The sequence below is a fragment of the Micromonospora sp. URMC 106 genome (assembly GCF_051386395.1).
GTDB lineage: Bacteria > Actinomycetota > Actinomycetes > Mycobacteriales > Micromonosporaceae > Micromonospora.
In genome coordinates, this window is the sequence record NZ_JBPQTP010000003.1 from 1 (window position 1) to 23,539 (window position 23,539).

General features: G+C 74.7%; 21 protein-coding genes and 1 pseudogene. 7 read left to right on the forward strand and 15 right to left on the reverse strand.

Annotation, left to right across the window (positions count from 1 at the left end; genetic code table 11):
* Positions 1-2 precede the first annotated feature (2 nt).
* The 4 genes from ACSNOB_RS01490 to ACSNOB_RS01505 all read right to left on the reverse strand — a co-directional run bounded on the left by ACSNOB_RS01490 (position 3) and on the right by ACSNOB_RS01505 (position 3,887).
* Positions 3-1,223, reverse strand: a complete 1,221-nt coding sequence (locus ACSNOB_RS01490; protein ID WP_436684696.1) for a protein kinase domain-containing protein — start codon at positions 1,221-1,223, stop codon at positions 3-5.
* A gap of 132 nt (positions 1,224-1,355) precedes the next feature.
* The gene (locus ACSNOB_RS01495; RefSeq protein ID WP_436684698.1) at positions 1,356-1,559 is read right to left on the reverse strand and encodes a hypothetical protein; all 204 of its coding nucleotides are present in this window, start codon (positions 1,557-1,559) and stop codon (positions 1,356-1,358) included.
* Positions 1,560-1,561: 2 nt separating this feature from the next.
* On the reverse strand, positions 1,562-2,617 hold the full coding sequence (locus ACSNOB_RS01500) for a LacI family DNA-binding transcriptional regulator (RefSeq protein WP_436684699.1): 1,056 nt from the start codon (positions 2,615-2,617) through the stop codon (positions 1,562-1,564).
* A 43-nt stretch (positions 2,618-2,660) separates the two neighbouring features.
* Positions 2,661-3,887, reverse strand: coding sequence for an MFS transporter (locus ACSNOB_RS01505; RefSeq protein ID WP_436684700.1), 1,227 nt, complete (start codon positions 3,885-3,887; stop codon positions 2,661-2,663).
* Positions 3,888-3,914: 27 nt separating this feature from the next.
* On the opposite strand from ACSNOB_RS01505, the gene ACSNOB_RS01510 reads away from it, so the two are divergent.
* Positions 3,915-4,430: a CGNR zinc finger domain-containing protein gene (locus tag ACSNOB_RS01510; protein WP_436684701.1), complete on the forward strand. Its 516-nt coding sequence runs from the start codon at positions 3,915-3,917 to the stop codon at positions 4,428-4,430.
* A gap of 57 nt (positions 4,431-4,487) precedes the next feature.
* On the opposite strand, the gene ACSNOB_RS01515 is transcribed toward ACSNOB_RS01510, so the two are convergent.
* The 3 genes from ACSNOB_RS01515 to ACSNOB_RS01525 form a co-directional block, all read right to left on the reverse strand.
* Positions 4,488-5,336, reverse strand: a complete 849-nt coding sequence (locus ACSNOB_RS01515) for an SAM-dependent methyltransferase (protein WP_436684703.1) — start codon at positions 5,334-5,336, stop codon at positions 4,488-4,490.
* 109 nt (positions 5,337-5,445) lie between these two features.
* Positions 5,446-6,327, reverse strand: coding sequence for a helix-turn-helix domain-containing protein (locus tag ACSNOB_RS01520; RefSeq protein ID WP_393111110.1), 882 nt, complete (start codon positions 6,325-6,327; stop codon positions 5,446-5,448).
* Positions 6,328-6,463: 136 nt separating this feature from the next.
* On the reverse strand, positions 6,464-6,703 hold the full coding sequence (locus tag ACSNOB_RS01525) for a DUF397 domain-containing protein (protein ID WP_436684704.1): 240 nt from the start codon (positions 6,701-6,703) through the stop codon (positions 6,464-6,466).
* Positions 6,704-6,966: 263 nt separating this feature from the next.
* On the opposite strand from ACSNOB_RS01525, the gene ACSNOB_RS01530 reads away from it, so the two are divergent.
* Both ACSNOB_RS01530 and ACSNOB_RS01535 read left to right on the forward strand, forming a co-directional pair.
* Entirely contained in the window at positions 6,967-7,566 is a 600-nt protein-coding gene (locus ACSNOB_RS01530; protein WP_436684705.1) for a GGDEF domain-containing protein, read from the forward strand.
* A 184-nt stretch (positions 7,567-7,750) separates the two neighbouring features.
* Positions 7,751-8,401 (forward strand): flavodoxin family protein, encoded by a 651-nt coding sequence (locus ACSNOB_RS01535; RefSeq protein ID WP_436684706.1) that lies wholly within the window; start codon positions 7,751-7,753, stop codon positions 8,399-8,401.
* Between the two features lie 37 nt (positions 8,402-8,438).
* On the opposite strand, the gene ACSNOB_RS01540 is transcribed toward ACSNOB_RS01535, so the two are convergent.
* The 3 genes and pseudogenes from ACSNOB_RS01540 to ACSNOB_RS01550 form a co-directional block, all read right to left on the reverse strand.
* Positions 8,439-8,921 (reverse strand): type II toxin-antitoxin system PemK/MazF family toxin, encoded by a 483-nt coding sequence (locus ACSNOB_RS01540; protein WP_436684707.1) that lies wholly within the window; start codon positions 8,919-8,921, stop codon positions 8,439-8,441.
* Between the two features lie 24 nt (positions 8,922-8,945).
* Positions 8,946-9,380: a zinc ribbon domain-containing protein gene (locus tag ACSNOB_RS01545; RefSeq protein ID WP_436684809.1), complete on the reverse strand. Its 435-nt coding sequence runs from the start codon at positions 9,378-9,380 to the stop codon at positions 8,946-8,948.
* A gap of 96 nt (positions 9,381-9,476) precedes the next feature.
* Positions 9,477-9,773, reverse strand: a pseudogene (locus ACSNOB_RS01550) (recombinase family protein); the annotation flags it as partial.
* Between the two features lie 132 nt (positions 9,774-9,905).
* On the opposite strand from ACSNOB_RS01550, the gene ACSNOB_RS01555 reads away from it, so the two are divergent.
* Both ACSNOB_RS01555 and ACSNOB_RS01560 read left to right on the forward strand, forming a co-directional pair.
* Entirely contained in the window at positions 9,906-10,508 is a 603-nt protein-coding gene (locus tag ACSNOB_RS01555; protein ID WP_436684708.1) for a DUF4291 domain-containing protein, read from the forward strand.
* Between the two features lie 65 nt (positions 10,509-10,573).
* Complete coding sequence (locus tag ACSNOB_RS01560) at positions 10,574-11,206, forward strand: hypothetical protein (RefSeq protein WP_436684709.1); 633 nt, start codon at positions 10,574-10,576, stop codon at positions 11,204-11,206.
* 74 nt (positions 11,207-11,280) lie between these two features.
* Here the strand turns inward: ACSNOB_RS01560 and ACSNOB_RS01565 are convergent, their stop codons facing one another.
* Positions 11,281-11,637 carry a hypothetical protein gene (locus ACSNOB_RS01565; RefSeq protein ID WP_436684711.1) on the reverse strand — a complete coding sequence of 119 codons (357 nt, stop codon included), beginning with the start codon at positions 11,635-11,637 and terminating at the stop codon, positions 11,281-11,283.
* A gap of 143 nt (positions 11,638-11,780) precedes the next feature.
* Between ACSNOB_RS01565 and ACSNOB_RS01570 the strand changes: the two genes are divergently transcribed.
* Positions 11,781-12,296 carry an NUDIX hydrolase gene (locus tag ACSNOB_RS01570; protein WP_436684712.1) on the forward strand — a complete coding sequence of 172 codons (516 nt, stop codon included), beginning with the start codon at positions 11,781-11,783 and terminating at the stop codon, positions 12,294-12,296.
* A gap of 1,195 nt (positions 12,297-13,491) precedes the next feature.
* Positions 13,492-13,653, forward strand: a complete 162-nt coding sequence (locus ACSNOB_RS01575) for a hypothetical protein (protein WP_436684713.1) — start codon at positions 13,492-13,494, stop codon at positions 13,651-13,653.
* A gap of 38 nt (positions 13,654-13,691) precedes the next feature.
* Here ACSNOB_RS01575 and ACSNOB_RS01580 read toward each other — a convergent pair whose 3' ends face one another.
* From ACSNOB_RS01580 to ACSNOB_RS01595, 4 genes are read right to left on the reverse strand one after another with little or no spacing between them, the layout of a single operon-like run.
* Positions 13,692-19,199 (reverse strand): non-ribosomal peptide synthetase/MFS transporter, encoded by a 5,508-nt coding sequence (locus ACSNOB_RS01580; protein WP_436684715.1) that lies wholly within the window; start codon positions 19,197-19,199, stop codon positions 13,692-13,694.
* On the reverse strand, positions 19,199-22,318 hold the full coding sequence (locus tag ACSNOB_RS01585) for a non-ribosomal peptide synthetase (RefSeq protein ID WP_436684716.1): 3,120 nt from the start codon (positions 22,316-22,318) through the stop codon (positions 19,199-19,201). Before ACSNOB_RS01585 ends, ACSNOB_RS01580 begins: the two co-directional genes overlap by 1 nt.
* 55 nt (positions 22,319-22,373) lie before the next feature.
* On the reverse strand, positions 22,374-22,562 hold the full coding sequence (locus ACSNOB_RS01590) for an MbtH family protein (RefSeq protein WP_393110977.1): 189 nt from the start codon (positions 22,560-22,562) through the stop codon (positions 22,374-22,376).
* Complete coding sequence (locus tag ACSNOB_RS01595) at positions 22,562-23,515, reverse strand: TauD/TfdA family dioxygenase (protein WP_436684718.1); 954 nt, start codon at positions 23,513-23,515, stop codon at positions 22,562-22,564. Before ACSNOB_RS01595 ends, ACSNOB_RS01590 begins: the two co-directional genes overlap by 1 nt.
* Positions 23,516-23,539 lie beyond the last annotated feature (24 nt).

Here is a 23,539-nt window from a genome sequence, read left to right on the forward strand (position 1 = left end):
GGTCACGCCGGCGGCGGGGCGGCGGTCGGCTGCTCCGCCGGCGTGACCGCGGACGGGGCGGCGGCGGGCGGCGGATCTGCGTCGTCGCCGACGGCGAGCACCCCGACGAGGCCGACGAGCAGCGCGGCGCCGACGGCGACCAGCGCCATGATCGGCCGGTTACCCCGGCCCTGCGGTCCGGTGCCCGGGACGGGCCGCGGACCGACGGCGGCCGGCGGCCGGCCGGCGGGCGCGACCGCGCGGCCGGCGGCCGTGTGCGCGACCGCGCGGCCGGCGGCAAATGCTCCCGGCCGGCCGGCGGGGGCAGGCGACGAGCGGTCGACCAGCGTGGGCGGGTGCGCAGCGGCCGGAGCGGGCAGGGTCGGCAGGACGGCGGTGGGACGGTCGGCGGGCGCGCCGCCGGCGAAGCGGGCGGCCAGCTGGGCGGCGGTCGGCCGGCGGTGGGGATCGGCGGCGAGGCAGGCCAGGGTCAGGTCGGCGACGTCGGCGGGCAGCCCGGGGATCCGCAGGGGCGGCACGGGCGGGTTCCCGGCGTGCACCTCCAGCGCGTCCTCCCAGGTCCGCACCGGCAGCGGGGCACGGCCGGTGAGGGCGCGGTAGAGCAGCGCGCCGAGGGCGTAGACGTCGCTGGCCGGGTTCGGGGGCCCGGGCCGCATCCGCTCCGGCGCGAAGTAGGCGGGCGTGCCCATCAGCAGCTCGCCGGTCTGCCCGGCGAGCGGGTGGTCCGGGCCGGCGAGCGCGGCGATCCCGAAGTCGAGCACCTTGGCGCCGGTCTCGGTGAGCATGACGTTGCCGGGCTTGATGTCGCGGTGCACCACGCCGATGCGGTGGGCGGCGGCCAGCGCGGCGGCGACCTGACCGGCCATCCGGACGGCGTCGGGCCAGGCGAGCGGCCCGTCGGTGAGCCGGTCGGCGAGGTTGCGCCCCTGCACCAGTTCCATCACCAGGTACGGCACGACGGCGCCGGCCAGGGTCGCCTCGCCGTAGTCGTACACCTGGGTGACGTGCGGGTGGGTGAGCCGCGCGGCGGCGCGGGCCTCGCGCTGGATGGTGGCCCGCAGGTGCGGGTCGGTGCCGAACTCCCCGGCGAGGGCCTTGACCGCGACGGGGCGGTGCAGCACCTCGTCGTCGGCGCGCCACACCTCGGACATCCCGCCGAGGCCGATGCGCTCGCGCAGGACGTACCGGTCGTGCAACCGCAGGGTGGGCGAGAACGGCGACATAGCCGTTCAGTCTGCCTGGCCGGCGGGGGCGAACACCACCCGCGGTGCCCGGTTGCGGGCCGGTCGTCCCCGATGGTGCCGGACGACCGGCCGCGCGGGTGGCGCGGGCCACCCCGCGCGGCCGGCGACGGGTCAGGAGCAGCGCCGCGGCGCGGGCAGCGGCGGCGGCTGGATCCGGTCGGCGAGCCGGCGCAGGGCGCCGGCGGCGGCCAGCCGGGTGGGGGCGAGACGCGCCGCGCGGGGGCGCTCCGCGCGGACCGGCGCGTCCGGCCGGGCGGAGTTGACGTGTCGGGTCACCGCGTCGATGGCGACGACGAAGCCGGTGGGCTGTTCCATGGTCAGCTCCTCGGGACGGGTCCGGTGGAGGTCCGGACGACGAGTGCGGTGGGCAGCAGGACGTGGCCGGCCGCCGGGTCGGCGGGCGGGTCGAGCAGGAGCCGGGCGGCGATGCGCCCCTTCTCCTCGGCGGGTTGCCGCACGGTGGTGAGGCCGGCCGCGGCGGCCTCGGCGATGTCGTCGAAGCCGGTGACCGAGACCGGTGGCCGGCCGGCCTCGGCGAGCGCGTCGAGGACGCCCAGGGCGAGCACGTCCGAGCAGGCGAGCACCGCCGTCGGCGGCTCGGGCGCGGCGAGCGCGGCGGCGACGGCCGCGGTGCCGGCCGACCGGCTGTTGCCCGTGGCGGCGAGCAGGGTCAGCTCGGGCCAGGCGACGCCGACCTCGGCGAAGGCGTCGGCGAAGCCGGCGAGCCGCGCCCGGGTGGTGGGGTGCGCGACGGCGGCCACGTCGGGCAGGCGCAGTTCGCCCGGGGCCGCGCCGGGTCGGACGCCGTCGCCGAGCAGGGCGACCCGGCGGTGGCCGAGCCCGGCCACGTGCGCGGCGATGGCGCGGGCGGCGGCGCGCTCGTCGATGCCGACGTAGCGGTCGTCGGGGCCGGCGTCGTCGCGGGGCACGGTGGTGACGACGGGCAGGCCCCGGTCGCGGAGCACGTCGACGACCCAACCCTCGTCGCCGACGCAGTAGACGCAGAAGCCGTCGACGGCGGCGTTCTCCACCGCCCGCCGCGCGGCCGCCTCGTCGGCCGGCAGCGGCACGAGCAGCAGGCTGGTGCCGTGCCGCTCGGCCGCCCCGGCGACGCCGGCCAGGAAGCGGACCGCGAAGGGGTCGGTGAAGGCGTACGACAACTGCGACTCGAACAGCACCCCGATGGCGCCGACCCAGCCGCGCCGCAGCGACCGGGCCGTGGGGTTGGGACCGGGGTAGCCGAGCTGCCGGGCGGCGTCGAGGATGCGCTGGCGCAGGGCGGCGGAGAGCTGGTCGGGGCGGCTGTAGGCGTTGGAGACGGTGCTGCGGGAGACGCCGACGGCGTCCGCGACGGCCTGCAGGGTCGGCTTCACCGCGCGCTCCTCTGTATCGATTCAGTCTGGATCGATACAGAGGCTAGCGGTGGGAGTCGACGCGGTCAATACGGCCGGGACGGGCGGCGTCGAGGACGGGCGACGTCCGGCCCTCGCCCGGGTGATTGCCGGCGCCTCCGGCGAGGCGGGCCGCGACGAGGTGGGCGGCGGCAGCCGTGAGGAGCGCGACGGTCAGGCCGGCGTGCAGGAGGGGAGCCGCGGCCAGCGCGCCGACGCCCGACGCGGCGATCTTGAGGCTGGCCCCGGTCGCGAAGACCTGGGTACACAGGCGGGCGGACGCCTCCTGGTGACGGATCTGGATCAGCCCGGCGAGCTGCGGCCCGTCGCCCGCGCCGATGACCAGGGCCGCGAGGATCGCGGCGACCGGGTGGCCGGCCGCCGCGAGCGCGATGCCCAGCCCGACCAGCACGGTGGCCCGGGCCAGCACCCGTCCCGGGCGCCGCAGCGCGCCACGGCGCGTGAGGAGGGCGTTCGACGCCAGCGCCGCCGCCGCCACGAGCGCCAGCAGGATCGATCCGGCGGCGGGGCTGCCGAACTGCTCCTGCCCGATCGCGGGGACGAGGACGGCGAACACCCCGAAGCCGAAGGAGGCCACGCACGACGACAGGGTCGCGGCCCGCAGCCCGGGCTGGCGCGTGAGCACGGCGACGCCCCGGCGCAGGTCGGCCAGCGGACGAGACTCCGCACCGGGACGCTCGTGACGCCGCACGCGCGCGAAGGGCGCGCACACGGTGCCCGCCCCGAGCAGGAGGAGAGTCAGCACCAGCGGCGCGCCAGGCCCCGCGACGGCGTACGCGACACCGGCGAACGCCGGGCCGACCAGCCCGGCGAGGCTGTAGGAGCTCGCGTCGAGGACGGCCAACCGCTGCGCCCGGGCAGCATCGAGGTGGGTGAGCGATGCCGACCAGCCGCCCGCGACGGCCGGCCCGAAGAGCCCGGCCAGGACCGCGACCACCATGGCCAACTCCTCGTGCCGGTGGTGCAGCGCGACTCCGACCCCCGCCAGCCCGACCGTGAACGATGCCAGCGACAGGGCCAGCGGGCCGCCGGAGCGAGCCCGATCCAGCCAGACCCCGAGCAGGGGACCGCCCACCGCCGCGGCGACGGCGAGGAGCCCGAACACGGCGGCGCCGTCATCGGCTGCGGACCCGCCGTAGGCGAACAGGAGGATGGCGGTGCCGGCCATCTCGTCCCCGGCGCGGGACGCGATCGCGCCGAGCGGAGCCATGACCGTGTAACGGTTTGCCACGGGTATTACGTTACATAGACTGGTGCCATGGCGATGTTCAAGGCGGGGGCGGAAGCCGCGGTACGGCGCTGCGCCGACGTGATCAACGCGGCCGACACCGACGACGGCGACATGCGCGCCGCCCTCGAGGCGCACGGGGAGACGGTGTCGTCGTTCACGCCCGACGAGGCCCGCCGGCTGCGTGACGCCGCCGCCAGGCTCCGCGCGGTCGCCCGGGCCGGCTCACTCGACGAGGCCTGCGCACGACTGAACGACGTGCTCGCCGACTGCCGGCCGCCGCGGCTGACGGCACACGAGGGCACCCCCTGGCACCTGCACGTCGACAGCGGCGACGCCGCCGACTGGGCCGAGTGGTTCACCGCCTCCTCGGCGCTGGCCCTGGCCATCCTCGCCGCCGAGACCCAGCAGCCACCGCTGGGCGTCTGCCAGGCGCCCGGGTGCGATCGCGTCTTCCCCACGCACAGCCCCGGACGCCCGCGCCGCTACTGCTCCGCCACCTGCTCCTCACGCGCCCGCGTCGCCAGCCACCGCTCCCGCGTCTAGACCGAAGCGGGCGCACCCGCGTCCGCCCCACCGGGCGGGCCGGGGGCGGCAGGCGGGTCAGGGCTTGCGGGCCACCGCCCCGTACATGCTGACCTCGGCCGCCGAGGGCCGCGGCCGCGGGGCGTCCTCGGCGCGCCACTCGGCGACCGAGGTGACGCCGGGCTCCACGACCTCGAGCCCGTCGAAGAACCGGGTGAACTCCGCCAGGCTGCGCAGGCTGATCACGCCGTGCGGCCCGCCGCCCCGGCCGGCGGCCTTCGCCTCCCGCGCGACCTCCGGGGGCAGGTGGTCGTGGGTGGCGTGGGAGGCCGCCAGGTAGCTGCCGGGCGGCAGCGCGTCGAGCAGCCGGGCGACCACGGCGTACGGGTCGTCGCCGTCGGGGACGAAGTGCAGGATCGCCACCAGCATCAGCCCGACCGGCCGGGACAGGTCGATGGTGCGCAGCAGATCGGGGTGGCGCAGGATCTTCTCCGGGTCGCGCAGGTCGGCGTCGATGTAGGCGGTGGCGCCCTGCGGCGAGCTGGTGAGCAGCGCCCGCGCGTGCGCGAGCACGATCGGGTCGTTGTCGACGTAGACCACCCGCGACCCGGGAGCGACCGCCTGGGCGACCTCGTGGGTGTTGTCGGCGGTCGGGATGCCGGTGCCGATGTCGAGGAACTGGCGGATGCCCGCCTCCCGGGCCAGGTGGCGCACGGCCCGCTGGAGGAAGCGACGGTTCTCCAGTGCGGCGGTGCGGATGGTCGGGAAGGCCGCCGCCATCGCGTCGCCGGAGTCCCGGTCGGCCTGGAAGTTGTCCTTGCCGCCCAGCCAGTAGTTGTAGCGGCGCGCGGGGTGGGCCACCGGGGTGTCGATGCGGTCGCTCGGGTGGGCGTGGCCGGTCGTCGCGCCCGGGGCGTCGGTGGTCAAGGCTGCCTCCACGACTCTGCGCCAACCGCCACCGGTGGCGTCCGTCCACTGTCGCCGGTCGGCGACCATGGTAACCGCATCGCCGTCCCGGGCAGGGCCCCGCGGCGGGTCACCCCGGGTAGAGCTCGTCCAGGAGCCGGCCGAGGATCTCCGGCGTACGCTCCGGCGGCTCGGCCTCGACGCAGAGCCGTTCCATCGCCGCCGCGTAGTAGTCGAGGTCGTCGCGCTTGTCGAGGTAGAGCGCGCTGGTGAGCTGTTCGATGTAGACGATGTCGGGCAGGTCCTGGTCGCCGAAGCGCAGGATCGTGAAGGCGCCGCCCGCGGCGGCGTGCCCGCCGGCGGCGAACGGGACGACCTGGAGCCGGATGTGGGGCGACCTGGTCGCCTCGATCAGCGCCGTCACCTGGCCGCGCATCACCTCCGGGCCGCCGATGGGCCGGCGCAGGGCGGCCTCGTCCACCACCGCCCACAGCAGCGGCGGGTTCTCCCGGCGCAGCAGCCGCTGGCGCTGCATGCGCAGGGCGACGCGGCGCTCGATCTCCGCCGGCGCGGCCCGGGCGTGGCCGAGCAGCACCACGGCCCGGGCGTACTCCCGGGTCTGGAGCAGGCCGGGAACGAACTGGACCTCGTAGGAGCGGATCAGCGCGGCGGCGGCCTCGAGGCCGAGGTACGACTGGAACCAACTCGGCAGCACGTCGCCGTAGCGGTGCCACCAGCCGGGGCTGTTCGCGTCCCGGGCGAGCTTGAGCAGCGCCTCGCGCTCGTCGGGCGCGGTGACGCCGTAGAGGGTGAGCAGGTCGGCGACGTCGCGTTCCTTGAAGCCGACCCGGCCCAGCTCCATCCGGCTGATCTTGGATTCGGAGGCCCGGATCTCCCAGCCGGCGCCCTCCCGGGTGACCCCGCTGGACTCGCGCAGGCGGCGCAACTGGGCGCCGAGCAGCATGCGCAGCACGGTGGGTCCGGTAGCCGGACCGCCCTCGGCGGAAACCATCGTCACTGCCGCCCTCCGCATGCCGGTTCGTGCCGAGCGGGAGCCCCAGCCCCGGCCGACGTGTAAGCATGCCATGAACCGTGAGTGAGGAGAACTCCGCCGCAACGGGCGGTCGGCCCGGCCGACGGGCGGAGGATCAGTCGATCAAGTGATCGAAGTCACCGTCACGGGCGCCGTGCACGAACGCGGCGATCTCGTCCACCGTGTAGATCAGCGCGGGCCCTTCCGGGTGCCGCGAGTTGCGCAGGGCGATGCCGGCGCCGCCGGGCAGTTCGGCCAGCTCGACGCAGTTGCCGCTGGGGTTGCTCCGGCGGCTCTTCTGCCAGTTGAGCGGGGGCAACTGGGTGGTGGGAACGCCGTTCGGTGGCTGCTGCATGGGGCGTCTTTCTCTCCGCGGGCCGCCGCTGCCGCGCGGCGGGGCTGCGGAGAGTCGCACGGCATCGACGGGAGGGCTGGCTGCACGTGCATCTGCTCTTGCATCTGCATCGGACAGCGAGCATGATAACGCACGTGTACGGTACCCATCCGTTCACTCAGAGTTACCGATAGCTGGGCTGCCACCAGCGACGACAAGGCCCGGAACGGGCGCGGCTCGCGGCGCGCCGGGGGGCCGCGGACATCGTGGCGATGGGAGGTCTCGTGCCGGATCCGCTCACCGTCGCGTCCGGCGTCTGCGCCGCGGGGGCCCTCCTCACCACCTGGCAGCTGCGCAGCCGCGCGCTGCGCGCCGAGGCCGAGATCCGGCACCTCCAGGCCGAGCTCGCCGCCGAGCGGCACGCCGCCAGCCACGACCCCCTCACCGGCCTGCCCAACCGCCGCGCGTTCTACCGGATCGCCGCCACCCTGCTCACCGACGCGGCCGGGCAGCCGCTGATCGCCGTGGTGCTCGACCTCGACGACTTCAAGCAGATCAACGACCGCTACGGGCACGCCGCCGGCGACCAGGTGCTGGTCAGCGTGGCCCAGCGGTTCGCCGGCCTGCTGGCCAGCCCGACGATCGACCGCCGGTGGATCGAGCACGCCACCCGCCGGCTCTGCGAGAGCCTCGCCGCGCCGATCTCCCTCGGCGGCCTCAGCGTCCGGGTGACCGCGTCCGTCGGGCTGGCGCCGGTCACCGGCCCGGGGCAGCTCACCGAGGCGCTCGACCGGGCCGACGCGGCGATGTACCGGTCCAAGAGCCTCGGGTCGACGCGCGCGCCCCGGCAGCTCATTGACACCGCCCGCCTCGCGGAGTGCTGACCACGGACGATGTCCGGTCCACGCCGCCGCGCGCGAGCACCGTCCGGCGCGTCGTCGGTCACCCTGGCGTCGTGGCGCCGCCCGACGCACCCGGATTCCCCGAGCCGACGTGGTTTCGGCGTGTCTCGGGCCGGCTGCCGGGTATGCCGTGGCATTCAGCGTGGCGCGGCCGAGAGGAACGATCGTGGCGACCATCCGGGCTCTGGTCCTGAACTGCACCCTGAAGCGGTCACCCGCCCCGTCGAGCTCGGAGGTGCTCGGACGCGAGGTGCTCGACGCCCTCTGCACCCAGGGCGTCGAGGGCGAGCTGGTGCGGGTCGTCGACCACGACGTGCGGTTCGGGGTCTCCACCGACGAGGGCGGTGGGGACGGGTGGCCGGCGATCCGCGCCAAGCTGCTGGCCGCGCGGATCCTCGTCATCGCGACGCCGATCTGGCTCGGCCAGCCGTCCGCCGTGTGCAAGATGGTGCTCGAACGGCTCGACGCCGAGCTGTCCGAGACCGACGCCGAGGGCCGGCTGCTCACCTACGGCAAGGTGGCCGGCGTCGCGGTCGTCGGCAACGAGGACGGCGCGCACCACACCATCGGCGAGGTGCAGCAGGCCCTCAACGAGGTCGGCTTCACCTGCCCCGCCGCCGGCGCCACCTACTGGGTCGGCGAGGCGCTGCACAAGGTCGACTACATCGACGCCAGGCCGAAGCCCGACACCACGGGCCGCACCACGAAGGCGCTGGCGCTCAACAGCGCGCACCTGGCCCGCCTGCTGGCCGAGCAGCCGTACCCGCCGCCGGACGCGAAGGGCGCCGGGGTCGGGCCCAGCCGGGAACCGGCCTGACCGTCGACGCCGGCCGCGCCCCGCTCCGCGAGCCCGGTCAGCGCCAGCCGTAGCCGGCGCGCAGGGCCTGCCCGACCCGGTCGAAGCGGGCCCGGTCCAGCACCGCGCCCTCCCGGCGGATGCTGTCCTCCCGCATGGTCAGCACCCGGTCCAGGCGCACCCAGCTCGGCCGGTTGTCCCGGTCCCACCCGCCCGGGCCGAGCGCGAGCCAGTGCCGCTGGCCGTCGCGCTCGCTCTGGCTGGAGAGCATCAGTCCGAAGAGGGTCCGGCTGTGCCGGCCCACCACCAGCACCGGGCGGTCCTTGCCCTGGCGCGGGTCGTCCTCGTAGGGCACCCAGGTCCAGACGATCTCGCCCGGGTCGGCGTGCCCGTCCAGCTCCGGGGCGTACGTCAGCTCCCGACGCTGCAGCGCGGCGACCTGGCGCCGCCGGGCGACCCGCGCCGGCGCGGGGCCCGGCCGCCGGGGCGACGGGATGACGCCGCCGATGCGCGCCGCCACACTCCTGAGAAGACCTGCCACGACCGGCAGCCTATCCGTTACCTGTCAGTGCGTTTCAGCGACTGATGGGCATGTCCCGCCTTGCGGCGGGACGGTCCCGGTCTTATCCGCCTGAGCGGGGCCGGGTTGACGCTTCACGGCCACCGGCCCGCCGGGGCGGGTCTTAGGGTCGGCTCCACGTCCTGCCACCGAGCCACTCCCGGCGGTGGTGACCTCACGCGCGAGCGCGGCGAGGTTACGCGCGGCGTTCAGGTCCCGATCGAGGGCCAAGCCGCAAGAGTCGCAGAGGTAGATTCGGACACGCAGCGGCAGCTTGGCTTTCACCGCGCCACAGTCCGAACAGGTTTTGCGGGCGCGTTCCCACCGATTCGAGGGCCGCTGACCGGTGCGCCGGTCCGGCCCGACGCGCCGGGACATCTGCCGGGCGAGACGCCGCATCCGCTGGGCCGCCTCGTCCAGGTGCCGGGGGTTGAGCACCATCTCGCCGGTGGACAACACCGCCAGGTGGGTAATCCCCGACCACCGCCTGCGGGCGCGTCCGGCTGCGCTCGGCCCGCTCGACCTCGACGCAGAACGCCCGTTCAGTGCGGATCCGACCTCGGTCACCACCTGCGACACCGGCAGGCCCTGCCCGGTCGCCCACGTGACGACCCGAGCAACCTGCCGGTCAAGGTCGACGCGCTGCTCGGCGGACGAGACCCGGGCGTACACCACCACCCGCTCGGCGCCAGCCGAGGCAGCAGGTAGCGGCTCGCCCACCATGATGAGTCGGCCCAGCCGGTAAGTAGGAACGGGCAGCGTCCCAGCCGCGTACTGCCGCGGCGCGGTGACGTACGCGATGCCCTGAGATGCCGCCCACTCCTTCAAGTTCACCGGCCACCACAGCGTCCACAAGAACGCTAGAGACCACCTAATCGCGAGCAGTTGGTAACCCCCGCCGCACCGCCGGGCCGGACCGGAACAAACCGGTGGACCTCGGCTCGGCGGTCGATCAGGATCGGCGGCATGACGGTCCCCGCCCATCAGGTCCGCGCCGAATTCACCGCCGACACCGTGACCGTGTACCAGGCGTACCCGCCGGAGATCGCCCGCGCGGCGCTGGCCGCCGGCCGCTTCGTGCCGCCGTTCCGGCGGGAACGGATGACCTGGATCAAGCCGTCGTTCCGCTGGATGATGTACCGCTGCGGTTGGGCCACGAAGCCCGGGCAGGAGCGGGTGCTGGCCGTCCAGATCACCCGCTCCGGCTTCGAGTGGGCGCTGGCCCACTCGTGCCTGAGCAGCTTCGACCGCGACCGCTACCCGGACCGGGAGACCTGGTCGCGGCGGCTGCGCGCCAGCCCGGTGCGGGTGCAGTGGGACCCGGAGCGGTCGCTGCGGCTGGCCCCGCTGCCACACCGTTCGCTCCAGGTCGGGCTCTCCGGCGAGGCGGTGCGGCGGTACGTGGACGAGTGGCTGGTCACCCTCACCGACGTGACCCCGACCGCCCACGCGGTGCGCGCGGCGCTGGAGGCCGGCGACGACTCCGCCGCCCAGGCCCTGCTGCCGCCGGAGCGCCCGTACCCGCTGCCGCCCGACGTGGCCGCCGTCGTCGGCGCGACGATCCCGTGAGGGGATTCCGCTCCAGGGCGAGGCGGGGCGCCGCCGGTGCCGTGCCGCGGCGACCGGCGCGGCACGTGCCGATCCTCCAGCCGGTGCTGGAGGTGGACCCCCTCGACGACTTCACGCTCTGGCCGGTGGCCGAGGTCGGGCCGTGGCTGGCGCTCTCCGGTGCGCTGACCGCCGCCGAGGTGGGCACCGCCGTGGCGCGGATCGCGGCGTACAACCACCTCGACGACCGCACCGCGTGGCCCGGGGGCGACGATCCGCTGACCGCCGTGCTGCCCGTGGCGGCGGCCGGGCCGGAGCCGGGCTCCCTCGTGGTGCCCGGCGGCCTGCGCCTCACCGACCCGGGCACGGGGGCGCGGATCGACCCGGGCTGCTGCAGCGGTCTCGAGGACTGGCGCGCCTGGTACGAGATCCCGTCGGGGGCGTCGCCGGACCAGGGCCACGACCCCGACCCCTGGGTGGAGCACCGCGCGGACGGCACGATCCGGGTCTGGGCGGACGAGGAGCGTGCTCCGCACGTGGACGTCCATGTCGACGAGCTGATGCGACTCCTCGACGGCGTCCAGGCGGACCTCGCCGGGTTCCTGCGGCAACTGCGGACCTGGGCCGACGAGGTCGTACCCGCTGGCGCCGACGATCTGGTGGCGAACCTGGACCGGCACCTCCAGGTCTCGGCACCGGAGAGCTGGGCGGCACCGTGAGGGGGCCAGCGGTGCGGGTGGGGCGGGCGTCGGCCCAGCCCGTGCCTGACTGAGCCTGAATTGCCTGGCGGGGGTCAGGTGCGCGCCGGCCAGATCAGGCGGAAGGGTCGCTCCGGTGCCGCGCGCCCGCCGTCGCGCGCCCGTAGGACGAGGCGGCCGGCCCGCCACGTCCCGCTCATCTCGACGCCGCCCCCGCCGAAGTGGCCGGGTGTGGTGAACGAGATCCGGCCGCCGTGGGCGGCGTACCGCGCGGCATGGACCCCGTCCAGGGACGACTCGCGGCGCAGCCACCGGGCGATGGCCGGCCCGTGGGAGGCGTCGGGGGCCGGCTTCACGAGCACGTCGAGCACGAGGCCGTCGGGATAGAAACGGAACACCTGGACGTCCGAGGCGTAGATGCCCGACAGCCGGGCGGGGCGCGACTTCTTCACCCGTCCGAGGATGCATGATCTGCCCAGCGGGCCGAGACACCCGAGATCGGCAGTCGGGACGCACGCCGGCCCGATCCGTCCACCTGGCCGGTGAGAAGCCAGCCGCCCCTTAGTCCCGGGTTTGTTACGGGCATGATGGACAAGTGATCGAACTGCCCCGGGACCTGCCCGTCGTCGAGCGCAGCGCGGTGCGGGTGGTGGTGCTCGACGCCGATGACCGGGTGCTGCTGTTCCACACCCGCGACCCGGACCACCCCCGGCTGGGCACCTGGTGGGAGCTGCCCGGCGGCGGCATGGATCCCGGCGAGACATACCTGGACACGGCGGTGCGCGAGTTGCGCGAGGAGACTGGCATCGTGGCCGACCCCGCGCGGATCGGTCCGCCCACCTGGCGGCGGCGGGCCAGCTTCGTGCACCGGCAGCGGCGGCACCTCCAGGACGAGGTGATCGTCCCGGTGCGGCTCGCCGGGCCGGGGCCGGACGTGGACGAGGCGCACCGGCTCGACTACGAGGTGGAGGACTACTTCGGGTTCCGGTGGTGGCCGGTCACCGAGGTGGTGGCCAGCGGTGAACGGTTCTACCCGGGCCAGCTTCCCCGGCTGCTGACCCCCTTCCTCGCCGGCGAGGAGATCGACGAGCCGTTCGAGCTGTGGTCCTGACCGCACCGGAAACCGGTCGGCCGATGGTGGTGACGCGCGCCGACGAGCGGGCACAGTGGAGCGGTGACGACGGATATCCGCATCCCCCTGGCCCGGTACGCCGAACGCCTGCACGCCAGCGCTGGCGGCGGGCACCACGTCGCGTCCCCGCTCGGGGCCTGGCTGTTGCTGGCGCTCGCCGCGCCGGCGGCCACCGGCGCGACCCGCGCGGCGCTGGAGGAGGTGCTCGGCACCGACGCCAAGACCGCCGCCGAGGCCGCCCGCGCCCTGCTGCAGGCGCCGCATCCGCTGGTGCCGTCGGCGACCGCGTTCTGGCACCGGCCCGACTACGGGACCGGCGCGCTCGGCCGGTGGCGGGCCACCCTGCCCGAGCCGTCCGCCACCGGCCCGGTGCCGGACCAGGCCGGTCTCGACGCGTGGGCCCGCGAGCACACCCTGGGCCTGATCGAGGCGTTTCCGCTGAAGGTCGATCCGGAGGTGCTGCTGGTCCTGGCCAGCGCGCTGGCGACCCGGATCTCCTGGACGGACCCGTTCGACGTGGCACCGGCCGACGCGCTCGGGCCGGGCAGCGCCTGGGCCGGGCGGCTGAGCCGCGCGCTGAGCACTCCGGAGCACGGCCACCGGTGCTGGATCGTGGACACCGCGCGGGCCGGCACCGTCGCCGTGCACGCCGCGCCCGCCCGATCGGCCGGCACCCCCGACGGCAAGGCCGGACTGCTGGTGGTGTCGGTCGCGGCGGCACCTGACGTGGCGGCCGGGGACGTCCTCGCCGCCGCCCACGAGGTCGCGGCGGTCGCCGCCGCCACGCCGAGGCATCAGCTGCCGGCGGATCGGCGTTCCTTGTACGACCTTCCGCTGGGCGACGGGCCGCTGTGGGCGTTGCGGGAGGAACGTTCCGCGACGTACGCGCCGAACGGCCGGGGCGAACACCTCACGGCGGTGCTGCCCTGCTGGTCGGCCGAGAGCCGGCACGACCTGGCCGAGCCCGGGCTGGGCTTCGCCGCCGTCACGGCGGTGTTCGGCGAGTTGCTGGACGCTCCGGGACTGGAATTCGCGGCGGCGCAGGTCGCGATGGCCCGCTACGGCCGGTACGGCTTCGAGGCGGCCGCGGTCACCGCCTACGCCGGGATCACCAGCTCGCCGCCGATGGGAGTCGTCCGGATCGCCGAGCTACGCTTTCGGCCACCCGTACGCCGTGGTCGCGGTCGCCACCGACGGCCGGCCCGGCGGCGACGCGGCCGGCCCGTGGCACGGCCTGCCGGTCTTCTCGGCCTGGGTCGCCGACCCGAAGGACGTGCCCGAGGCCGACCTTGCCGACCGGCACGACGGCGAAGACGACCTGTTCGACGGCGAGTAGCCCCGGGGGCCCGGCCGACCGGGCCCCCGAGGAAACACTCACACCCCTGCCGGCACCTTCTCCTCGGCACGCTCGGCGGCGCGGGCGGCGAGGCGCTTCTCCCGCTCCTGCGCACCGATCAGGTCGTCGGGCAGCGAGTCCGGCACCTCGATGTCGAACCGGCGCAGCAGCCGGATCGCGAAACCGCCGAGGGTGATCAGCACCAGCGCCGCGCCGAAGCAGACGTACGCGAAGCCGATGCCCCGGCCCGGACCGGTGCCGATCACCGCGCCCACCGAGCCGGCGAGCGCCCCGCCCGGGGCGAGCATCGGCTCGAACAGGGCGGTCGCGCCCGGGGCGATCAGCGCGAAGCCGATCGGCAGGGTCGACCAGGAGATGGTCTGGTTCAGGCTGAACACCCGGCCGTGGAAGCGCTGCGGCACCTTCACCTGGACGATCGTGGCGTAGATCGACTGCGCCGTGGTCATCGCCATCGCCAGCCAGAACGCGCCGACGCAGATCATCGCCACCGAGGCGTCCAGGCCGATCAGCATGCAGCCGACCGCCGTACCGAGGTTGCCGATCAGCACGCCGATCATGCGCCGGTGCCGGGGACCGCCCCAGAGCGACATGAGCACACCGCCGGCGACCGCGCCGAGCGCCTCGGCGAGGGCCACCTGGGCCACCTGCGTCGCGGTGCCGAAGGAGAGCACCAGCGGCGTGGTGAGCACCAGGGCGGGCGCCAGGAAGATGTTGCCCAGCGCGAAGTAGCCGAGCATCAACCGGAAGCCCTTGTGCTGCCAGGAGTAGCGCATGCCGTTGGCGATGGCCACCAGCAGCCGCTCCTTGGGCCGCCACCCGAGCAGGTCGGGGAAGCGGACCACGGCCAGGGTCAGCACCGCCACCGCGTAGCTCGCCACGTCGATGAGCAGGATGCCCTTGAGCTCGATGGCGGCCAGCAGACCGGCCGCGAAGACCGGCATCAGCAGCATGGCGAAGCCGTTGGTGAGCTGGGTGATGCCCATGGCGTGGCCGAGGTAGCGCTTCGGCACGAGCTGCGGCACGGCCGACTGGAACGCGATGCGTTGGAACGATCCGGCGACCTGGCTCAACGCCACCAGCAGGTAGATGTTCCAGAGCTGGAGGTTGTCGGTCCAGAGCAACGCGGCCAGCACCAGCTGGATCGAGCCGGCGCTGCTGCTGGCGACCATCATGATCTTGCGGCGGCTGACCCGGTCGGTGATCGCCCCGGCGATCGGCAGCATCAGCACGCCGCAGATCAGGGCGAGCGCCCAGAGCAGCCCGAGGTTGGCCACCGAGCCGGTCTGCGTGAACAGCCAGATCGGCAGGGCGAACGCCGTCAGCGCCGACCCGGTGGTGGAGACGAGCTGCCCGACGGTGACCGCGACGAACCGGGCCATGGACGGCTTGACCACCGCCTTCTCCGGCCGGTCGTCGACGCCGACGCGCTGGTGGTCGAGCACGGCCCAGCCGGCGTCCTCGCCCCGGGCCGCCGGGGTGAGGGCCGAGACGTCCCCGGCCACGACCGCCGGGTGGACCCGGGTGACGATCTCGGCCAGCTCCTCGGCCCGGTACTTCAGGAAGAAGTGCCCGGCCTGGTCGAGCACCACGAGGCCGAGGGTGTCGCTGAGGAACTGCCACTCGGCGTACCGCTCCGAGTGGTAGTCGGTGACCGGGTCCTCCGAGCCGACCACCGAGATGATCGGCGCGCGCAGCTTGGGCGCCCGCCGGTCCAGCAGGCCGGTGAAGTACTCCTCCGAGGCCCGGGAGTCGGCCCGCATGTTGCTGATGATGCGGTCCGCCTGCTCCGGGTCCAGCTCGTCGGTGTCCACGCCCATCGACTTGAGCCAGCTCGCGTAGTGCCGGTTGCTGCGCAACTGCTCCAGCCGGTTGCGCAGCGTGGCGAACGCGCCCTTGGGGCGGGCGAACGGGAACATCGCCCCGATGTAGAGCGCCTCCAGGTCCCGCCCGGCCGCCTCGACCTTGCGGGCCACCTCGGCGACGATCGCGCTACCGACGCCGCAGTGCCCGTACAGGGCGATCGGCCCCTCGACGCGTTCCAGGATCTCCTCGGCGACCCGGCTGGTCAGCTCGTCGAAGGGCAGGCCGTCCTCGCTGAGGCCGACGTCGTGGCCGGGGATCGCGAGGGACCAGAGCGCGTGCCCGGCCGGCAGCGCGTCGGCCAGCGGCTGGTAGACGATGGCGCTGCCGCCGCCGTAGGGGACGCAGACGTACGAGAGCACGCGCTTCGCCGCCGGGATCGGCTTGGTCAGCTCGTAGAGCAGCCGGCGCGGCCCGTCGGCCTCGGCGCTGCCGGACATGAAGGCGGCCAGCTCGCGGATGGTCCGCTGCTGGAAGAGGTCCATCACGCCGACCGGGCGGCCCCCGTGCTCGGCCTTGCGGATCTTCGCCACGACCTGGGTGGCGAGCATCGAGTGCCCGCCGAGGTCGAAGAAGTCGTCGTCGATGCCGAGCGTCTCGACGCCGAGCACCTCCGACCAGATCCCGGCCAGCAGCCGCTCGGTGTCGTCGCGCGGCTCCACCAGCGCCACGGACGCCTCGCGGGTGACCACCGGCGCGGGCAGCGCCCTGCGGTCGAGCTTGCCGTTCGGCGACAGCGGCAGCGCGTCCAGGGTGACGAACGCGCTCGGCACCATGTACTCGGGCAGCGTCTCCTTCAGCGCCGACTTCAGCGCGGCGTGCTCCGCCGCGCCGACCACGTACGCGGTCAGCCGCTTGTCGCCGGGGCTGTCCTCGCGGACGATCACCGCCGCCTCGGCCACCTCCGGCTGCTCGCGCAGCGCGCTCTCGATCTCGCCCAGCTCGATGCGCAGGCCGCGCAGCTTGACCTGGTGGTCGATGCGGCCGAGGAACTCGATGACCCCGCCGGTCCCACCCGGGGCGATCCGCCAGCGGGCCAGGTCGCCGGTGCGGTACAGCCGGGCCCCCGGCTCCCCGGAGAACGGGTCCGGCACGAACCGCTCGGCGGTCAGCGCCGGCCGGCGGTGGTAGCCGCGGGCCAGCCCGACCCCGCCGATGTGCAGCTCGCCGGCCACCCCGACCGGGCACTCCTCGCCGCGCTCGTCGAGCACGTGCAGCCGCAGGTTGGCGATCGGCGCGCCGATCGGCACGCTGGTCAGCCCGGCCAGCAGAGCCGGGTCGCAGTGCCACGAGCTGACGTCGATGGCCGCCTCGGTCGGGCCGTACAGGTTGTGCAGCCCGCACCACGGCAGCCGCGCGGTGAAGTCCACCGCCGAGGCCAGCGGCAGTTCCTCGCCCGAGCAGATCACCCGACGCAGCGCGGTCGCCGCCTCGACGCCCTCCTCGGCGAGGAACACGGTCAGCATCGACGGCACGAAGTGCGCGGTGGTGACCCCCTCGGCGACCAGCAGGTCGCGCAGGTAGCCGGCGTCCTTGTGCCCACCGGGCTTGGCGAGGACCAGCCGGGCGCCCTCGCGCAGCGGCCAGAAGAACTCCCACACCGACACGTCGAAGCTGGCCGGGGTCTTCTGCAGCACCGCGTCGTCGGCGCCGAGCCGGTAGGTCTTCTGCATCCAGTCGAGCCGGTTGACGATGCCCCGGTGGGTGTTCGGCACCCCCTTCGGCCGGCCGGTGGAACCCGAGGTGTAGATGACGTAGGCCAGGTGCCCGGGGCCGGCCGTCGGCGTCGGGTCGTCCGTCGGCTGGTCCGCCCACACCCGCTCGTCGTCCAGGGCGAGGACCGTGGCGCCGGTGTCCGGCAGCACGTCGCGCAGGTGCTCCTGGACCAGCACCACCGGCGCCGCGGCGTCGGTGACCATGAAGGCCAGCCGGTCGGCCGGGTACTCCGGGTCCAGCGGGAGGTAGGCCCCGCCGGCCTTGAGCACGCCGAGCAGCCCGGCGACCAGCTCCACCGAGCGCTCCGCGCAGATCCCGACCAGGGTCTCCGGGCCCACGCCGGCGGCGCGCAGCCGGTGCGCGATCCGGTTGGCGGCGGCGTTCAGCTCGGCGTACGTGACGGCGCGGCCCTCGAAGGTGACCGCCACCGCGTCGGGGGTGCGGGCGGCCCGCTCCTCGATCGGCCCGTGCAGCGTCTGGGCGGCCGGGAAGTCGGCGGCGGTGGCGTTCCACCCCGCCAGCAGCTCCCGCTCGTCCGCCGGGAGCAGGTCCAGCGCGGAGATCGGGGTGTCGGGGGCGGCCACCACCGCGCGCAGCAGCGTGCTGAGCCGCCGCGCCATCCGCTCCACCGTGTCCCGGGTGAACAGGTCGGTGTTGAAGACCAGCTTGCCGTAGAGCCCGTCGCGGATCTCCACCGCGTGCAGCTCGAAGTCGAACCGGGTGGCGCGCAGCTCCATCGGGGTCCAGGCGAAGGTGACGTCGCTGGCGTCGGAGACCTCGTTGAACCGGCCGATCTCGTAGTTCTGCAGCACGAACATCGCCTGGAACACCGGGGAGCGGCTGACGTCGCGGGGCAGGCCCAGCTCGTGGACCACCCTGGCGAACGGCACCTCGCCGTGCTCCAGCCCGTCCAGCACGGCACGCCGGGTGCGTTCCAGCAATTCGGCGAAGGTGGGGTCGCCGGCCAGCTCGGCCCGCATCGGCAGCATGTTGATGAACATGCCGACCACGTTCTCCAGCTCCGGCGCGGAACGGCCGGCCACCGACGCCCCGACGGCGAAGTCGTCCTGCCCGGCGTGCCGGGCCAGCAGCACCTGGTACGCCGCGAGCAGCGTCATGAACAGGGTGCCGCCGTAGGAACGGGTGAGCGCGACGAGCCCGTCGGTGGCGGCCCGGTCCAGCCGGAACTCGACGAAGTCGCCGGCGTAGGTCTGGGTGGCGGGTCGGGGCAGGTCCAGCGGGAGTTCCAGCGGGGTGATCCCGGTCAGCCGCTGCTTCCACCACTCCACGTGCCCCTGCGCGGCCGGCCCGTCCAGCTCCCGGGCCTCCCAGTGGGCGAAGTCGCCGTACTGGATCGGCAGGGCCGGCAGCTCCCCGCCGCGGTAGAGGGTGATCAGGTCGCGCAACAGCACGTCGACCGACCAGCCGTCGCCGACGATGTGGTGCTTGCCGAGGAACAGCACGTGGTCCTCGGCGGCCAGCCGGATCAGCAGGGCGCGCAGCAGCGGGCCCCGCGCCAGGTCGAACGGCTCGGCGGCGGCGGCGTCCACCAGAGCCTGCGCGGCGGCCTCGTCGGGGGCGTCCACGATGGTCAGCGGCACCTCGACGGAGTCGGCGACCACCACCGTGGGCCGGCCGTCGGCGTCGGCCGGGAACCGGGTGCGCAGCGACTCGTGCCGCCGGGTCAGCCCGGCCAGCGCGGCGCGCAGCGCCGCGACGTCGAGTGGCCCGCGCACCCGCAGCGGCACCGCGATGTGGTACGCCGCCTCGCCCGGAGCGAGCTGGTCCATGAACCAGACCCGCTCCTGGGCGTACGACAGCGGCACCTCGGCGTCCGGCGGACGCGGGGTGATCCGGGCGGTGGGCGTGGCGGCCTGCCGCTTGCGCAGGCGCTGCGCGATGAGCGCCTGCCGGGCCGCGTCCCGGGCCGGATCCTTCAGGTCGGTCATCAGGGAGTGTCCTTCTCCGCCGCGAGCAGCGCGGCGACCTCGGTTTCGGAGAGCTCGTCGAGCTCGGCGGCGATCCGCTGCTCGATCTGGGCGGCCAGGTCGGCCACCACCGGGGTGCTGAAGAGCGCCCGCATCGGCAGGTCCACGTCCACCTCGGCCCGGATACGGGCCATCGCCCGCATGCCGCGCAGCGAGTTGCCGCCCAGGGCGAAGAAGTCGTCCAGCGCGCCGACCTTGTCCACCTGGAGGATCTCGGCGTACACCTCGGCGACCAGCGCCTCGGCGTCGGTGCGCGGGGCGACGAACGCGTCGGCGGCCTCGGCGGCGGCCGGGGCGGGCAGCGCCGCGGTGTCCAGCTTGCCGTTCGGGGTCAGCGGCAGCGCGTCGAGGCGGACGAACGCCGCCGGCACCAGGTGCGCCGGCAGCTCCCGGGCCAGGTCGGCCGCGACCGTCGCCTCGTCGGCCGTGCCGACGAGGTAGCCGACGAGGGTCGGCTCGCCGGTGTCGGTGCGCACCACGACGGCCGCCTCGCGGACGTCCGGCCGGGCCCGCAGGGCCGACTCGATCTCCCCCAGCTCGATCCGCATGCCGCGGATCTTCACCTGGTTGTCGCGGCGGCCGAGGTAGTCCAGCGTGCCGTCGGCCCGCCAGCGCGCCAGGTCGCCGGTGCGGTACATCCGCTGACCCGGCGGCCCGTACGGGCAGGGCAGGAAGCGCTCGGCGGTGAGGCCGGGCCGGCGCAGGTAGCCCCGGGCCAACTGGTCGCCGGCGACGTACAGCTCGCCGGCCACGCCCGGCGGGACCGGGTTCAGCGCGGCGTCGAGCAGGTACACCCGGGTGTTCCAGGTGGGCCGGCCGATCGACACCGCGCCGGCCGGCAGCTCCTCCCCCGGCGCGACGCGGGCGGCCACGCAGCCCACGGTCGCCTCGGTCGGGCCGTACTCGTTGATCACGGCGACGCCCGGGTGGGCGGCCCGCCAGTCGGCGAGCTGCTCCGCGGTCAGCGCCTCGCCGCCGATCACCAGGTCGGTCGTCGGCGACAGCTCGGCGTCGAGCAGCGGCAGGTGGCTGGGGGTGACCTTGAGGAACGCCGGCCGGTCGCCGACGCGGGCCGCGGCCTCGTCGATGGCGGCGAGCCGGACGGTGCCGCCGGCGGTGAGCGGGCCGAGCAGGCCGGTGACGGTCAGGTCGAACGACACCGGCGAGTGCAGCAGCGCCGTGCCGGCCAGCCCCGGGTAGGTGTCCCGGGCCCAGGCCAGGTAGGCCGTGACGGCCCGGTGCTCCACCACCACGCCCTTCGGGCGGCCGGTGGAGCCGGAGGTGTAGAGCACGTACGCCGGGTGCCCGGGGCGCAGCGGAGCGGTGCGGTCGGCGTCGGTCAGGTCGCCGTCGTCGCCGTCGACCGGGCCGTCGAGCACCAGCGCGCCGGCCGGCACCAGCCCGGCGGTCTCCCGGGTGGCGAGCACCAGCGCCGGCTCGGAGTCCGCCAGCAGGTAGGCGATCCGCCCGGCCGGGTAGCCGGTGTCCACCGGCACGTACGCGGCGCCGGACTTGAGCACCGCGAGGATCGCCACCACCAGCTCCACGGAGCGGGGCAGGGCCAGCGCGACCCGGGCCTCCGGTCCGGCCTCCCGCGCCACCAGCGTGCGCGCCAGCCGGTTCGCGGCGGCGTTCAGCTCGGCGTACGACAGCGTCACGCCGTCGCGGACCAGGGCGGGCGCGGTCGGGGTGGCCGCCACCTGCCGCTCGAACTCGGCGACCAGGGTCGACGGCGCCACCTCGCGGGCGGTGTCGTTCCAGCCCGCGAGCACGAGGTCCCGCTCGGCGTCGTCGAGCAGCGGCAGGGCGGAGATCCGCTGGGCCGGGTCGGCGACGGCCGCGGCGAGCAGCCGGACGTACCGGGCGACCACCGACTCGGCGGTGGCCCGGTCGAACAGCTCCGTGCGGTAGACCAGCCGGCTTGCGCCGGTGGTGATGTCGAACGCGAGGTCGTCCTTGGTGGTGCCCAGCGCCACCGGGTCGAGCCCGGAGTCCGGGATGAAGTTCAGCGCGGTCTGGAAGATCGGCTGCACCGACGGGTCCCGCTGCGGCGCGACGGTCTCGACGATCTTCTGGAACGGAGTCGAGCCGTGCTCCATCGCGTCGACCAGCCCGAGGCGCACCCGGCCGAGCAGCTCGGCGAAGGTGGGGTCGCCGCTCAGGTCGCAGCGCAGCGCGACCGGGTTGACGAACATGCCGATCAGCGGGGTCACCTCGGCGGTGTCCCGGCCGGCGGTGGAGACGCCCACCACCACGTCGTCGTCGCCGGAGATCCGGGACAGCAGCGCGGTGAACGCGGACAGCAGCACCATGTACGGAGTGGCGGCGGAGCCGGCGGCGAGCGTCCCGACCCGGTCGAGCAGGCCGTCGGGGAGGTCGAAGTGCACCTCGTCGCCGGCGAAGCCGAGCTGCGCCGGACGGGGCCGGTCCAGCGGCAGGGCGGTCGCCGGCGGCGCGCCCGCCAGGTGGCCCCGCCAGAAGGCGAGCTGCCGGTCCAGTTCCGCGCCGGTGAGCTGCTCGCGCTGCCAGACGGCGAAGTCGGCGTACTGGATGGGCAGCTCGGGCACGTCGGCGGGCGCGCCGGTCAGCGCGGCCCGGCTGAACGCGGCCAGCTCGTCGGTGAACACCACCGCCGAGTGGCTGTCGAAGACCGCGTGGTGCACCACGAACAGCACCGCGACCTCGTCGTCGGCGAGCCGGACCAGTCGGGCCCGCCACAACGGCGGCGCGTCCAGCGGGATCGGCGTGCGGGCCAGCCCGCTCAACAGCGCCGTCACCTTCTCGTCGCGCTCCGGCCCGGCGAGGCCGCGCAGGTCGTCGACCGGCAGCGCGACCGGCTCGGCGGCGCGGACCACCTGGGTGAGGGTGCCGTCGTCCATCCGCAGGTGGGTGCGGAGGGACTCGTGCCGGGCGACGACCTGACCGAAGACGTCGTTGGCCTGCTCCGGGGTGATCCCGACCGGGAAGCGCCACGGGCTGGAGACGTTGTAGACGGGCGAGTCGGTGTCGAGCTGGTTGGCCATCCACACCCGCTCCTGGGCGTAGGAGGCCGGGAAGGTCCACTCCTTCGCGGTGCTCATCGGTGCCATCCTTCGTTCGCGACTGCGGGGCTCCGCTCCGCTGCACTCCTCGCGCTCACCGGTTGGCCTCCCGCACGGAACGCGGGCGCATGTCCGTCCAGACGGTGTCGATGTGCGCGAGGCACTCCTCGCGGGTGCCGGCGAAGCCGGCCTCGTGCCAGCCCGCCGGGAGGTCGCGGTCGGCCGACCAGATCGAGTACTGCTCCTCGTCGTTGCGGACGACCAGGAATCGGGTTTCGGCCATCACTTCTCTCCAGCGCTCTCGGGGGTGTGCGGTTCGGCCATCGCGACGGCGATCTTGCGGGGGCCGGTGAACGGCTCCCGCCCGTGCGCGGCGGTCATGTTGTCCACCACCAGCACGTCGTCGCGCTGGTAGTCGAAGCGGACGCTGGCCGCCCGGTACGCGGCCCGCAGGTGGTCCATCACGTCGGCGGGGATCTCGCCGCCGTCGCCGTAGTAGGTGTTCGACGGCAGCCCCTCGGGGCCGAACATGGCCAGCAGCCCCTCCTGGTAGTCCTTCGGCAGGGTGCTGACGTGGAAGAACGTGGCGTGGTTGAACCAGCGGGGGGTGTCCGAGCCGGGCCGGTGGTGCACCACGTCCCGCACCGCCCGGGTGCGCAGCCCGTCGGAGCCCTGCCACTCCAGCTCGATCCGGTTCGCCGCCGCGTACGCCTCGACCTCGGCGCGGTCCTCGGTGTTGAAGACGTCCTGCCAGCGGGTGCCGAAGTCGGCGTGGAAGTTGCGCACCAGCATCCAGCGCCGGCGCACGAACTCCTCGCGGACCGCCGGGTCGATCTCGGCGTACACGCGGCGGACGTCGGCGAGCGGGGTCGCGCCCTGCGTCTCCGGCGGGGTGATGCAGTAGAAGAACAGCGTCAGCGGCCAGCGGGCCTGGTACGAGTTCTCGTTGTGCAGGAAGATCTCCTCGTCCGGCGGGTAGTCCGTCGAGGTGTACACCCGGCCCTTGATGGCGTGCCGGGGCGACGAGCGTTCGGTGTAGACCAGCGGCTCGCCGGACAGCGCCCGGACCACCCGGTCGAAGCCCTCGACGCCGCCGACGTCGAAGCCGCGGAACAGCAGCCCACCGTGCTCCATCAGGCTCGCGCGCAGCTCCGCGCGGCGGGCGGCGATCAGCTCGGTCAACTCCCGGCCGTCGTTCTCGACGACCACCGGCAGCGTGGCGATCGTGTCGCTCATTGCTTCCTCACTCCTGTTGTCGCT

What these genes read in the sequence shown, in the direction of transcription:
- ACSNOB_RS01555 (WP_436684708.1), top strand. Translation starts at nt 9,906, where the DNA reads ATGACGGTCCCCGCCCATCAGGTCCGCGCCGAATTCACCGCCGACACC.
- ACSNOB_RS01585 (WP_436684716.1), bottom strand. Translation starts at nt 22,318, where the DNA reads ATGAGCACCGCGAAGGAGTGGACCTTCCCGGCCTCCTACGCCCAGGAG.
- ACSNOB_RS01490 (WP_436684696.1), bottom strand. Translation starts at nt 1,223, where the DNA reads ATGTCGCCGTTCTCGCCCACCCTGCGGTTGCACGACCGGTACGTCCTG.
- ACSNOB_RS01545 (WP_436684809.1), bottom strand. Translation starts at nt 9,380, where the DNA reads ATGGTGCTCAACCCCCGGCACCTGGACGAGGCGGCCCAGCGGATGCGG.
- ACSNOB_RS01595 (WP_436684718.1), bottom strand. Translation starts at nt 23,515, where the DNA reads ATGAGCGACACGATCGCCACGCTGCCGGTGGTCGTCGAGAACGACGGC.
- ACSNOB_RS01590 (WP_393110977.1), bottom strand. Translation starts at nt 22,562, where the DNA reads ATGGCCGAAACCCGATTCCTGGTCGTCCGCAACGACGAGGAGCAGTAC.
- ACSNOB_RS01510 (WP_436684701.1), top strand. Translation starts at nt 3,915, where the DNA reads ATGGCGATGTTCAAGGCGGGGGCGGAAGCCGCGGTACGGCGCTGCGCC.
- ACSNOB_RS01495 (WP_436684698.1), bottom strand. Translation starts at nt 1,559, where the DNA reads ATGGAACAGCCCACCGGCTTCGTCGTCGCCATCGACGCGGTGACCCGA.
- ACSNOB_RS01520 (WP_393111110.1), bottom strand. Translation starts at nt 6,327, where the DNA reads ATGGTTTCCGCCGAGGGCGGTCCGGCTACCGGACCCACCGTGCTGCGC.
- ACSNOB_RS01580 (WP_436684715.1), bottom strand. Translation starts at nt 19,199, where the DNA reads ATGACCGACCTGAAGGATCCGGCCCGGGACGCGGCCCGGCAGGCGCTC.
- ACSNOB_RS01525 (WP_436684704.1), bottom strand. Translation starts at nt 6,703, where the DNA reads ATGCAGCAGCCACCGAACGGCGTTCCCACCACCCAGTTGCCCCCGCTC.